Genomic DNA, 12,763 nt, shown 5'->3' with positions numbered 1-12,763 from the left:
ATTTAAATATTTCTAAAGATGCAAATCCTATTGTATATTTATATTCTTATTGATCAATATTTTATAAAATTTTTATCAGAAACCATTTTAAAACTAATGATATCCATGACTTTTCAGTGCGGTACGGTTTTCTCACCTATAGATGAGGTAAGTAACTCTTTGCTTGCTAGAAAGTTCTCATTACTAATGATGTGTCGCTTGGTGTAATCCAGCGAGTATTTAAAATAACTCACTCTGCCTTGTTCATCTCACAGTTGTTACTCAATCGAGAGGATTGGTTTAGCATCAAACTGTTTTAAAATTTTACGTAGAAATTTTTCTAATTTTAGTATTTTAGGAAATATTTTTAGGCTCTATGAATGTATCTTTTGACCGTCGTTTACGAGTATTCTAAACTCGAGTTTCTAACATCATACAACTCTTTCTTCCAAAAAAATTGTTGTATTTTTCTAAACCATACCCACTTTATGTATCTGAAAACCTTTAATTGAAACTTCACATTTCTATTTCGAAAAGAAAGTTGCTCTTTTAATGTACTGTGTTAAAGTTTGTATTAGATCATAATGATTATAAGTACATTTCTCAAAGAGCGGTTCCGACTAACAACGACAAAATCTGTGAGGCGGGCATGACACAGCGATTAGAACTACATCAGGTCGAGCAATTAAGTGCTTGTAGAATATCACTATTACTTGGATTAAATGCCGAGCAGAATTACATTGAGCAATTTTTCCGGTTTAGTGTTCGCCTGTTGAAGTGTCAAAAAGCTTTGCTTACTTTTAATCAGGAACCTTACTTTTGGCATCATTGTCCTGAAGGCATGACTGCTATTTCATTTAAACCTTCAAGGCACTTAAAACAATGTTTTGCTAAACAACAGGTGATTCATCACGATCATCCTTCTTATCAAAATTTAATCAACTATTTAAAAGAGCTTAATATTGACTGTGGTCGTGCCTTAGCTGTCCATTTGGTGCAACCCGACCAGACTTCTATGGGGTTTGCCGTTTTCTTTGATGATGATGAAACCACTTTCGAAAATGATCAAATTCAGTTGTTGCTCGATTATTGTTCTAGTTTTATGCAACAAGTCGAGTTGAAATTTAATTATGAAGAATTAAATGAACTCTATGAGCAACAAGTAGCCCTTAATTCGAGTAAAACAAAGTTCTTTTCTATTATTTCGCATGACTTGCGGGCACCATTTCATGGCTTGTTAGGTTTCTCCGAAGTTTTGGCGAAAGAACGTGAAACACTGGATGAATCGAGTATTCAAAATATTGCTGACTATTTATACGACACTTCTCAATCGACCTATAACTTACTTGAAAGCTTATTAACATGGGCGATGGCAGAGGGTGGGCGTTTTGTTTATCACCCTATTAATTTCAAGCTTAGACAAGTCAGCAATATTGTTTGCGATGTGCTGCATACGTTGGCTTTAAAGAAAAATATTGAATTGGTAAATGCGGTTTCCGAAGATTTAAAAATCTATGCCGATATTAATATGATGACTTCCGTGATCCAAAACTTGGTGTCAAATGCATTGAAATTTACCGATGTTGATGGCTCTGGCAAAGTGTTCATTGAAGCGAAGCAGGTGGGCACAAATGTCGAAATCACTGTACGTGATACTGGTCTTGGTATGAGCGAACAACAAATGGCAAATTTATTCCATCCCCGTATTACAGCGAGCTTTAAGGGAACAGCAGGTGAAAAGGGCGCGGGATTAGGTTTAAGTTTATGTAAGCGATTTGTCGAGATTAATCAGGGTAAGATTAGTGTAAATTCGCAAAAGGGTATTGGAACGACATTTAAAGTTTTATTACCTTCTGCCCAAGAAGTTCCCGAACTTCATGTAGAGGAACAAAACACATCAGAAGCAAAATTAGTTTAATCCCTTTTCCTATTACTACGTGAACTGCTATAACTAAAAAGAGAGTCTGAGGAAAAGAGCTTTTTTATATGAATGCGGAGCAGTTACAAAAAACATTGCGTGCTAGTCAGTACGCGGAACAAGTTTTGGGGTTACATCAGGCTGTTTTAGAACAAGATTATCAACTAGATCAATTTGCTGCGCCGCTCTCAACAGAACAGATTTATCAATTTGTAGATACCACAATCGATGGCATTGGTGATGAAACAACTTGGATGCGTGCGCTTCGTATACTGCGCAGTCGTTTAATGTTTCGTTGGATTTGGCAGGATGCCAATCAACTGACCGATGTTGTCACACTCACACGCGAACTTTCTGATTTTGCTGATGCCAGTATTTGTGCAGCAAAAGCTTTTGCTCGTGTTGCACTTGTGGCGAAACACGGCGAACCATTAAGTTATTCAGGCAGAGTTCAAGATTTGATTGTGGTTGCCATGGGCAAGCTTGGTGCACAAGAGCTTAACTTATCGAGTGATATCGACCTGATTTTTGCCTTTGATGAGCAAGGCGAAACCAATGGTCGCAAATGTATTGATGTACAGCAGTTCTGTATTTTGTGGGGACAAAAACTTATTTATTTACTTGAACACATCACCGCAGATGGTTTTGTATTTCGAGTAGATATGCGCTTACGCCCATGGGGAGATGGTTCGGCATTAGCGATTAGTCATGCAGCTTTAGAAAAGTATTTAAGTCAGCATGGCCGTGAATGGGAACGTTATGCCTGGATTAAAGCGCGTGTTGTGACAGGCGGTAAAGAAGGGCAAGATCTGTTAGAAATGACACGTCCTTTTGTATTCCGCCGCTATGTCGATTACACCGCTTTTGCTGCCATGCGTGATATGAAAGCGATGATTGAACGCGAAGTATTGCGCCGCCATATTGAGGATGACATTAAACTCGGAGCAGGCGGTATTCGCGAAATTGAGTTTATTGTTCAGGTTTTTCAGCTGATTTACGGTGGTTCTAAACGTGAGTTACAAGACCGTCAGTGCTTAGTCAGTCTTGAGCACATTGGTGAGGCAGGTTTGTTAGAAAAGCAGGCCGTATTAGAGCTTGAAGATGCTTACCTGTTTTTACGCCGTGTTGAACACGCGATTCAAGCGCTCAATGATCAGCAAACCCAGTTATTGCCCGAAGAATTGGACTTAAGACAACGCATTATTGATACCTTGGGTTTCGCAAGCTGGAATGAGTTTCTTGATGTTCTTAATGAGAAACGTCAAAAGGTAAAAGTTCAGTTTAAACAACTGATTGAAGATACTAGCTCTAATGCAGCAACCGAGAACTTTGGGCAGTTAGAACAACAGCTAGATGAAGTGCTGGATGATAATGCGAAAAATTTGATTCATGAATTTTGGCATGGGCATGCACTTAAAAAACTTCCTTCAAATGCTGTGCAGCGTTTAAAAACTTTCTGGCCTCATTTGATTGAAGCGATCTTGCAGTCCGAACAACCACAAACTGCATTATTACGTTTAATGCCGCTGATTGAATCAGTCATGCGTCGAACTGTGTATTTGGTGATGTTGATTGAAAGTAAAGGGGCATTGCAACGCTTAGTGAAAATGGCGACGGTGAGCCCGTGGATTTGTGAAGAGCTAACGCAATATCCAGTACTGTTGGATGAGTTCTTATCGATGGACTTTGAGTTACCAAAACGTAAGGACTTGGAAGACTCATTACGCCAGCAATTGCTTCGCATCGAAATTGATCAAGTTGAAGACCAAATGCGGGTACTTCGCTTGTTTAAAAAGAGTAATGTGCTCACGGTCGCTGCAAGTGATGTATTAGCTGAAAGTCCTCTCATGAAGGTGTCCGATGCATTAACAGATATTGCTGAAGTGAGTGTTAATGCAACTCTCCATTTAGCTTATCAGACCGTAGCAAAACGTCATGGTTACCCAAAGGATGTTGAGGGAAAACGTTGCTCTCTTGACTATAAAGCCTTTGCTGTTATTGGTTATGGCAAAGTGGGTGGCATTGAACTGGGCTATGGTTCTGACTTGGATCTTGTTTTTATTCACTATCTAGATGAACAAGCCGACACTGATGGAACCAAGGCGATTACTGGCTTTGAGTTTGCTATGCGTGTTGCTCAAAAGTTTATGTCACTCATGACCACTCAAACGCTTGATGGCCGCGTCTATGAAATTGATACACGCTTAAGACCCTCAGGTGAAGCTGGTTTATTAGTGACCAGTCTGAAAGCCTATGAACATTATCAGTTGAAAAGTGCATGGCTTTGGGAGCATCAGGCACTCGTTCGAGCACGCTCTATCGCTGGTGATGAAATGCTTTGCCAAAAATTTGAAATATTTCGCCGCGAGATATTGACTCAATCTAGAGATGAAGCTTATGTTCGTGAAGAAGTGTTGAAAATGCGTCAGAAAATGAAAGACCACTTAGGTTCGTCTTCTGAACAAAAAAAACATGGTATTTTTCATTTAAAACAGGACGCAGGTGGTATCGTAGATATCGAATTTATGGCACAGTATGCTGTACTTGCATGGAGCGGGACGAAACCAGATCTCGCCCATTATTCTGATAATGTAAGAATATTAGAAGATGCTGCTAAAGCAGACTGCTTATCCAGTGAAGATGCCACAGCATTAATTCGAGCCTATCTTAGTGAACGTGCCGAAAGCCACCGCTTAGCCCTTGCGAATCAATCCATGCAAGTAAGCGCAGCGGACTGGCGTAGTACCCGTGCGGTCGTTTGCAATTTATGGCAAAGATTAATAGACCCAACCGCCTCGGTTGAGTTGGATAGTGAATGATTTTATAACAATTTGGAGTGTTCCATGAATTTGGCTGATCGTGATGGTTTTATTTGGCAAGATGGAAAATTAATTGATTGGCGTGATGCAAAGATTCACGTTTTAACCCATACATTACACTACAGTATGGGCGTATTTGAGGGTGTTCGTGCTTATGAAACGCCTAAAGGTACTGCAATTTTCCGTCTCCAAGACCACACAAAACGTTTGTTAAATTCAGCAAAAATTTATCAAATGAAAGTGCCGTATGATCAAGCAACGCTTGAACAAGCACAAATCGATGTTGTACGTGAAAATAAATTAGCTTCTTGCTATTTACGTCCGCTTATTTGGATCGGTTCAGAAAAACTAGGTATTGCTGCAACAAATAACACCATTCATGCCGCTGTTGCAGCATGGGCGTGGGGTGCATACCTTGGTGATGAAGCAATGGCGAAAGGTATCCGCGTTAAAACTTCATCATTTACTCACCATCATCCAAACGTGACCATGTGTAAAGCAAAAGCATCTGGTAACTATACGTTGTCAATTCTTGCTCACCAAGAAGTTGCACACTCAGGTTACGATGAAGCAATGCTCATGGACCCACAAGGTTATGTATGCCAAGGTTCAGGTGAAAACGTATTCTTGATTAAAGATGGTGTTTTACATACTCCAGATATCGCTGGCGGTGCACTTGACGGTATTACACGTCAAACTGTGATGACGATTGCTAGAGATCTTGGTTACCAAGTTGTTGAGCGCCGTATTACACGTGACGAGTTCTACATTGCAGACGAAGCATTCTTTACAGGTACTGCTGCTGAAGTAACACCAATTCGTGAATACGATGACCGTCCAATCGGTTCGGGTAGCCGTGGCCCAATTACCACTGAAATCCAAAAAACTTACTTTGATGCAGTTCAAGGTAGAAATCCGAAATATGAACACTGGTTAACTTACGTAAAATAAGTTAATCCGTTAACATGAAAAGGCGAACATTGGTTTCGCCTTTTTATTTTTTGGTTAGGGAGTTTTTATGCATATTGTCTATGTCTCTGATGGTAAAGCAGGGCATCGTTCACAGGCTTTAGGTTTATTTCAGGCGATGCAAAGACAGCAGGCAAATGCAACTTTTGAAGAAGTCTCTATTAATGACTTGCCTATTTTTTCTCTAATCAAAGCGCTTTTCTCTTCAAAAAATACTCTATTTGAACAAGCACCCGATTTTATATTTGGAGTCGGGAGCCATACGCACTTTCGTGTCTGGTTACTGGGTAAAATTTTTAAAAAGGCGAAGACTGTTATCTTAATGAAGCCAAATTTACCTATTGCTTGGTTCGACTATGCTGTGATTCCAGAACACGACGGTATTCCAGCAAATAGCCACGTTATTGTTACACGTGGTGCACTCAATCCCATTCGTAATGAAAACCGCCATCAAGCAGCCAGAATTTTAATTGCATTGGGTGGTTCATCAAAACGTCACCAATGGAACCAAGAAAAAGTATTATTGTCTGTTCAACAAATTGTTGAGCATAATCCAGACTCTGAAATTATTCTGACCACCTCACGTCGAACTCCAGCCGGTTTTATTGATATTTTAAAACAACAAAGTTTTGCTAGGCATTTGCAGATATGTCCGGTTGAGCAAACCCCTCAAGGTTGGATTTTTGAGGAAATGCAAAAGGCAGAAGCGGTGTGGGTAACAGAAGATAGTGTTTCTATGATTTATGAGGCACTTACAGCAGGTTGCCGAGTCGGTGTGATTGCAATGGACAGACTCAAACAAGATCGTATTACTAATTCGGTTGATAGGCTGCTAGAGGAAAAGTTAATAGCAAATGTATTTGATATAAATTTGCTTCCTGAAGGACAGGTCCTACAGGAAGCGGATCGGGTTGTGCATCAAATCACTAAATGACATTGGCTGTCATCATGGCCTTTATCATAGTTGACTGTTTCTGATGTTGCTAAAATTTCTCTTGGATATGTTTTGTATTTCGAATTAAATAACGATCTCTCTTGAGAAATGTTTTTACAGTGAATACCTCTCATATCTAAGAGTGTAGGTAATATATTAATTGAACTAATAGCACTACTTTGTTCTTTAGAAAGGGTACTCGCCATCTCTGGATGATGTTGCTTCCATGAGTTTGAGCTCCACATAATTAACGGAACATCGAAGTTATTTTTCATATCTAAATGCAGTGAGCTATTTTCTTTACATTCTCCAAGGTTCAGTCCATGGTCAGATGTGTAAATTAAGTTGGCGTCCACATTGGTTGCTTTTAATTTTTGAATAACTTCATTGAGCAGGTAGTCTGTATAAAGTACCGTATTGTCATAGGTATCTTTAAATTTATTAAATTGTGGTGGATAGCGTTTTGCAAAATCTGCATGTGAACCATAAAGGTGTAACACAATGAATTTATGGTGCGTTTTTTCTGCTAATGCTCGATCAAATGATTTGAGTAGCTCTTCATCGTAATGCGTTTCTAGTGATGCTGAATATGAATGTTGCGTCAAAAATTGGGTTTCTTGAGCAGAAGATGCATAGGCTGAAACAAGGGAATCATATTCTCCATATTGCGCTTGTGCGCTAAACCAGTAAGTTTTATAGCCTGCTGCGTTGAAAGCATTCACAATCGATGGGCTTAAGTTATCAGTTCCGTTTAGCTTTCCTGTTAATAAGGTGGGTACAGACTTACTGGTCATATAAGAGCCTGAAATCGTATTATTAAATAACCATAAATCTTTCTTATATTTTTCTAGATAAGGCGTCGTATTATTTTTAGTATAGCCAAATAAACTTAAACGGTCGCGTCGAGCACTTTCCCCAATAACCAATACCGTAATGGTAGGGCGAGTTTCCTTAACTTGTGTGCATTCAATTTCGTTCTGTGTGGCTATGAAGTCTTTTACACGATTTACTTCAAGACTTGCTGCTGGTAAACCAAGAACTAAATTTAAAGGATAAGACTGTTTAAAATGGCGATATACATTTAGAAATCCTTGCTGATGATCAGGTGCTTTAAGATAGCGTTGAATGGGTGAAAAAATAAGAAATAAGGCTAAAATACGTAGCCATATTGGAGTGTTTAGTCTTTGATTTGGAATAAAATAATAAAAGAAAACTAGAGGAATGATATACGCGATAATCAACCCAATTGCTAAAGGAAGATCTAATGTTGATAAATAAACTTTACCTTCAGTTGTAGAGCTTCCTAGAATTGTGAGCCATACTGAAATTTCAGTTGGGGCGTTATAGGTAATTTCGTAGTACAGTGCAAAAGGACTTAAAAGATAAATAGGTAAGCTAAGCCAAAAAAAACGGCGGTAATGATAAATTAAAAAAACGAAAAAAATAAGCGGATATAAGGCTTTGAAAAAACCATCACTGGAAATAATGCATGATGGAACAAGCAGCATAAAGCAATAAATAAAGAACCATAACTTTCCTGTTTTGAGTCGAAAAATCACGCCAAGCTGTTCCAAGTGTAAAAGCGCGATATCATCCTATATTTTGATAACAGGGTCTACATAATTTCAGGCATGATATAATATTTTAGTTCATCTCCAGAATTGATGGAATTATAGAGTTAAGAATGAAAATATTGCATATCGCAAATTTTGGCTTTAATAAACAAGGCGCACATTTTTACTGCACAGACCGTAAAATTTCTGCCGGATTAATTGAAAATGGCCATTTCGTTTATGATTTTAGTTTTCGTGATATGGCTCGAATGGGCACCATTTTTAAAACAAAAAAATTGGGTGCTAATTGGGCCAACAAAGAAGTATTAAAAGTCGTCAATAACATTGAGCCTGATTTGGTGCTTATTGGTCATAGTGACTTGATGAGTCCAGATGTCCTCAGACAAATTAAAGAAGCTTATCCAAATACTAAAATTGCATTTTGGTATGTTGACCCGCTTTATTTAGAGAGCAAACTTGGCTTTGTAAAAGCATTCTCTCCGTATTTAGATGCTATTTTCTGTACAACTGGTGGTGAGTATCTACAGAAATTAAAGCAGCCTCATTTAAGCGTAGCCTATCTGCCTAATGTGGGTCATCGTAATGTAGAAACTCTACAACAGTTTTCCAACTCTAAAACGGATAAAACTTTTATCTTCTGCGGTGTAGTCTATAAAGAACCTGAGCGTGAAAAGTTCTTAAAAGATTTAGCAGATGCTCTGCAACAAGGTCATGTAAACTATCAATATTATGGTTGTTTTGAACAACCTGGTGTTTATGGTAAAGCTTATTATAAAGTTCTATCTGAAACAAAAATGGGTCTTAATTACTCACGCCGTAATGATGTAACCTTGTATAGTTCTGACCGTATTGTACAGCTGACTGGTAATGGTTTATTGACTTTTAGCCCAAGAATTCCAGGTTTTGAGAAACTCTATACTGAGCAGGAAGTAGTTTACTTTGATGATCAGTTTGACTTGGCCAAGAAGATCCAATTCTTTGATCAAAATCCAGAGCAGGCTGAAAAAATAGCGAAAGAGGGCTGGGAGAAAACACGTAAATCTTTCAATGCTAAACGCATCACCCAGTTTATGGTTGAAGTGACATTTAAGCAGCCACTTTCAGAAGATTATGAATGGTCACATGAGGTTTATGCATGATGTGGTTTTTGTACGTTGCGGTGGGCCTATTAGTACTTGCTGCACTGTTATATGTGCTGGGTAATTATACATTCTGGCTTCCGTTTCGTTCGAACAAACTACCACGGATTGTGATGATGCATCAGGTTAGCCCTAAAGATGCAGCCTCTGGTATGAACATGCCCCCTGAAAAATTTGAACAACTCTTACAGTTGTTGACACGTAAAGGGGCTATCTTCTGTTTTGTTTCAGAGCTTGAACAATACCGTAATCAAAAGAATGTCGTTGCTTTAAGTTTTGATGATGGCTTTATGGATAATTATCTTTATGCTTATCCATTACTTAAAAAATATAATGCAAAGGCAACCATTTATTTGGCGACGCAAATTGAAGGCATCGAAAAGCTAACTCATGATCAAATTCATGAAATGGCGAACTCTGGTTTGATTGAGTTTGGGGCACATACCCAACATCATGTGAACTTACTTAAGCTTGATGATCAAACTGCTTATGATGAGATGCTTCAGTCTAAGCGTGATGTTGAAGCATTAGTTGGAAAGTGCCCGAGCTTTGCTTATCCATTTGGTCGTTTTAATGAAAAACATCAGAAAATGGCTCAAGAGATTGGCTTTAAAAACGCTGTATCGACTCGTAAAAAAATCGAAGCTTACGAAGCAGTTAATCAATTTAATATTCCACGTGTCAGCACGCATGGTGCCATGAATGCTTTACAGATGCGTATCGCCCTTGCTAAAGGACGTTATAAGTTATGAATAAAATTCCATGTAGTGTCTATATTGTTACTTTAAATTGTGGTGCTTGGTTAGAGCGAACATTACAAAGTGTCAGTGAGTTTGATGAAGTCATTATTTTAGACTCGGGCAGTACTGATAATACTTATGAAATTGCTCAATGCTTTGAAAATACGCAAATATCCCATCAAGACTGGCAAGGTTATGCTGGACAAAAAAGTTTGGCTTTAGCAAAGTGCCGAAATGATTGGGTACTCAATTTAGATGGTGATGAAGTCTTATCTAACGAGTTAAAACAAGAAATTGTTGAGACCATTCAGCAAAATAAACTTGATGCATTAATCACACCGATTAATGACGTATTTTTAGGTGTTCCTAATAGTAAACATACTAAAAAACATGCGAAGGTGCGTTTTTTCCGCAAGTCTACAGGGCACTATGATCTTGCCAATAAAGTCCATGAAAATGTGATAGTAGATGGTGAATCTCAGCGTGCTCAACACGATATTTATCATTATGGCGAGTCGAGCATTTTCGTTAAAGTCGAAAAAAATAACCAATATTCCAACTTAAAAGCACTAGAGAAATACCAAAAAGGAAAGTCTCCAAGTGTTGCTAAATTGGTTTTGGTGATGCCAGTGACTTTTATGAAGTCTTATTTTATTCGCCGTAGTTTCTTAAATGGTTGGCGTGGTTTCGTAAATAGTATGATTAATGCCTTTTATGCTTTTCTAAAAGAAGCCAAACTATTTGAACAGACGATGAATAAAGATAAAAAATAAGTAGGCAAGCTATGAAAATTGTTCAGATTATGGCAACGGATGGTGGAAAGATTGGTGGGTTAGAAAAGCATACTTTCCAGCTTTGTGCAGAATTATCACAAAAGCAAGAAGTCCATTTGTTTTTAGACTTAAACTATGGAAATGCAATACCTCAATTAGAACATCTTCATTGTCATTATTTTGATTTTTCTAAAGGAAGAATGAATATCAGTCTTCTTTATTCACTTTTTAAAGAAATTAAAAAAATTGCTCCTGATATTGTCCATGCTCAAGGCGGAAAAGCATCAAAAATGTTGAGTTTTCTTCTGCCTTTTTTAAAAGTACCAAGTGTGGCAACCATTCATGGTATGAAAAATAACATGCGTAGTTATCGTCATTTTAAAGAGGTAATTACTGTAAGTCAGGCTGTTGCAGATAAAGTTAGTGAATATCGATCAGTTCATGTTGTTTATAATGGTGTTGCTCAGGAAAAAAGATTGACTGCCGATATACCTAGAACAACTCTAAAAAAAGCTATTGCAATTGGCCGATTAGATCCAGTAAAAGGCTTTGATCGACTTATAGAAGCATGGCAAGGTTTGGAGGTTCAGCTAGAAATATTAGGTGAAGGACCAGAGCATGAACATTTAAGTCAGTTAATTAAAGATCTGCATTTACAGGATAAAATTAAATTAATTGGTTATCAGCAAGACATTTATCCGTATTTAGCAGCAAGTGATCTAGTGGTGGTATCTTCCTTGAGAGAAGGAGGTCCATTAATTGTTGCGGAAGCATTATTGGTACATAAACCTGTAATTGCCACTGATGTGGGTATGGTAAGAGAATTTATTCCAGAAAAATATATTGCAAAAGATAATACTGTATTGGAACTTAAAAAGTTAATTAAAGTTGCTAGTGAAAATTTTGGGCATATTCAGTATGAGTTTAAGCCTGCATTTGATAAAGCTGAAGCTGAATTATCTTTAAATGCAATGGTTAATAAAACATTAGATATTTATAAATTAGCGTTGAGACAACAACGCTAATTATCTTTTTTTGACAAACGGATTGCATCAACAACAACGAAGTTTGAATGTACATCAATAGTGTGACATCCATCATCCTCTTTGTTCCATTCAGGATAGATTGTTTCGTACAGTCTTTCCTCATATTCCTTCGGACTTAATTTTATGATTTCTTTAAGCTCAATATGTCCACCATAACGCTTTAGAGAATCTTGACTTGGGCGAACCAGTTTATTCTGATAGAAAAAAGGTTTTCCAGCCATCCTATATTGAATTTTTCCTTTACACACTGGATTCATTGGGTGCTCTTGCCAGTTAGGATTTAAAATATCTTCGGTAAAGAATAGATCTAAACGATCACCAAATTTCTTACAATCACGACGAGTTGAAGTAAAAAGATACCATAAGCCTTCATGATAAAAAGGTGTGCTATCGACTGCTTCAATATTTTCAATAAGGTTCGAATGCTTTTCCCATTTCAGCGGAAATTCAGTACATTTCCACAGTTCGATGGTTTTGTTGCTAAAAGTTTCTGGCACCATGTACCAAGTGTTATCTATTTTAAATACACAAGGATAGGATAGGTGATAGTCGAGCTTTAAAATAGCTTCAGGCGATGTGTATGTACCATCTTTAAAGACTTCTAAAACAGAAAGAAAGCCTACAGGATGTTCATCGTTAACTTCTTCAAAAAAAATGAAATGACGGCCATTTTCATAAGCATAAAAGCTATCTGCAAATGTAAACTTTTTAGGAGAGTGAATCTCAAATAGAGAATTTAATTGTTCAAGTGCTGTAAAGGGTTGTTCTAACCAGCCAAAACGCATATACCAATGAGAATCATAAGATTTTGCTTTTTTTGCTTGTTGGTATTTGTACCATTTTTTGAGAATTATACGAGAGATATGCATTAT

General features: G+C 37.7%; 10 protein-coding genes. 8 read left to right on the top strand and 2 right to left on the bottom strand.

Features of this window, described 5'->3' with window-relative positions; genetic code table 11:
* Nucleotides 1-628 precede the first annotated feature (628 nt).
* The 4 genes from ACH63V_RS03945 (at nucleotide 629) to ACH63V_RS03930 (ending at nucleotide 6,619) form a co-directional block, all read left to right on the top strand.
* Complete coding sequence (locus ACH63V_RS03945) at nucleotides 629-1,897, top strand: sensor histidine kinase (protein ID WP_396462806.1); 1,269 nt, start codon at nucleotides 629-631, stop codon at nucleotides 1,895-1,897.
* Between the two features lie 68 nt (nucleotides 1,898-1,965).
* Complete coding sequence (glnE, locus tag ACH63V_RS03940; protein WP_396462805.1) at nucleotides 1,966-4,716, top strand: bifunctional [glutamate--ammonia ligase]-adenylyl-L-tyrosine phosphorylase/[glutamate--ammonia-ligase] adenylyltransferase; 2,751 nt, start codon at nucleotides 1,966-1,968, stop codon at nucleotides 4,714-4,716.
* A 24-nt stretch (nucleotides 4,717-4,740) separates the two neighbouring features.
* Entirely contained in the window at nucleotides 4,741-5,667 is a 927-nt protein-coding gene (locus ACH63V_RS03935) for a branched-chain amino acid transaminase (RefSeq protein ID WP_077168766.1), read from the top strand.
* Nucleotides 5,668-5,734: 67 nt separating this feature from the next.
* A complete protein-coding gene (locus ACH63V_RS03930; RefSeq protein ID WP_396462804.1) occupies nucleotides 5,735-6,619 on the top strand; it encodes a mitochondrial fission ELM1 family protein in 885 nt (294 codons plus the stop codon).
* Here ACH63V_RS03930 and ACH63V_RS03925 read toward each other — a convergent pair.
* On the bottom strand, nucleotides 6,604-8,178 hold the full coding sequence (locus ACH63V_RS03925) for a phosphoethanolamine transferase (protein ID WP_396462803.1): 1,575 nt from the start codon (nucleotides 8,176-8,178) through the stop codon (nucleotides 6,604-6,606). The two genes, ACH63V_RS03930 and ACH63V_RS03925, sit on opposite strands and share 16 nt — an antisense overlap.
* A 125-nt stretch (nucleotides 8,179-8,303) precedes the next feature.
* Between ACH63V_RS03925 and ACH63V_RS03920 the strand changes: the two genes are divergently transcribed.
* Genes ACH63V_RS03920 through ACH63V_RS03905 form a run of 4 tightly spaced genes read left to right on the top strand, consistent with a single transcriptional unit; the run spans nucleotide 8,304 to nucleotide 11,870 of the window.
* Entirely contained in the window at nucleotides 8,304-9,332 is a 1,029-nt protein-coding gene (locus ACH63V_RS03920) for a glycosyltransferase (RefSeq protein WP_396462802.1), read from the top strand.
* Nucleotides 9,329-10,084 carry a polysaccharide deacetylase family protein gene (locus ACH63V_RS03915; RefSeq protein ID WP_396462801.1) on the top strand — a complete coding sequence of 252 codons (756 nt, stop codon included), beginning with the start codon at nucleotides 9,329-9,331 and terminating at the stop codon, nucleotides 10,082-10,084. Before ACH63V_RS03920 ends, ACH63V_RS03915 begins: the two co-directional genes overlap by 4 nt.
* Complete coding sequence (locus tag ACH63V_RS03910; protein WP_396462800.1) at nucleotides 10,081-10,845, top strand: glycosyltransferase family 2 protein; 765 nt, start codon at nucleotides 10,081-10,083, stop codon at nucleotides 10,843-10,845. Before ACH63V_RS03915 ends, ACH63V_RS03910 begins: the two co-directional genes overlap by 4 nt.
* An 11-nt stretch (nucleotides 10,846-10,856) precedes the next feature.
* Entirely contained in the window at nucleotides 10,857-11,870 is a 1,014-nt protein-coding gene (locus ACH63V_RS03905; RefSeq protein ID WP_396462799.1) for a glycosyltransferase, read from the top strand.
* Here ACH63V_RS03905 and ACH63V_RS03900 read toward each other — a convergent pair.
* Entirely contained in the window at nucleotides 11,867-12,760 is an 894-nt protein-coding gene (locus tag ACH63V_RS03900) for a hypothetical protein (protein ID WP_396462798.1), read from the bottom strand. The genes ACH63V_RS03905 and ACH63V_RS03900 overlap by 4 nt on opposite strands.
* Between the last annotated feature and the right edge of the window lie 3 nt (nucleotides 12,761-12,763).

The organism is Acinetobacter sp. ABJ-A23_2, from assembly GCF_044538765.1.
Taxonomy (GTDB): Bacteria; Pseudomonadota; Gammaproteobacteria; order Pseudomonadales; family Moraxellaceae; genus Acinetobacter; species Acinetobacter nosocomialis_A.
This window is presented reverse-complemented; position numbering and strand designations above follow the sequence as displayed.

Coding starts and splice junctions, on each gene's coding strand:
- ACH63V_RS03930 (WP_396462804.1), top strand. CDS start 5,735: ATGCATATTGTCTATGTCTCTGATGGTAAAGCAGGGCATCGTTCACAG.
- glnE (WP_396462805.1), top strand. CDS start 1,966: ATGAATGCGGAGCAGTTACAAAAAACATTGCGTGCTAGTCAGTACGCG.
- ACH63V_RS03915 (WP_396462801.1), top strand. CDS start 9,329: ATGATGTGGTTTTTGTACGTTGCGGTGGGCCTATTAGTACTTGCTGCA.
- ACH63V_RS03900 (WP_396462798.1), bottom strand. CDS start 12,760: ATGCATATCTCTCGTATAATTCTCAAAAAATGGTACAAATACCAACAA.
- ACH63V_RS03920 (WP_396462802.1), top strand. CDS start 8,304: ATGAAAATATTGCATATCGCAAATTTTGGCTTTAATAAACAAGGCGCA.
- ACH63V_RS03910 (WP_396462800.1), top strand. CDS start 10,081: ATGAATAAAATTCCATGTAGTGTCTATATTGTTACTTTAAATTGTGGT.
- ACH63V_RS03945 (WP_396462806.1), top strand. CDS start 629: ATGACACAGCGATTAGAACTACATCAGGTCGAGCAATTAAGTGCTTGT.
- ACH63V_RS03935 (WP_077168766.1), top strand. CDS start 4,741: ATGAATTTGGCTGATCGTGATGGTTTTATTTGGCAAGATGGAAAATTA.
- ACH63V_RS03905 (WP_396462799.1), top strand. CDS start 10,857: ATGAAAATTGTTCAGATTATGGCAACGGATGGTGGAAAGATTGGTGGG.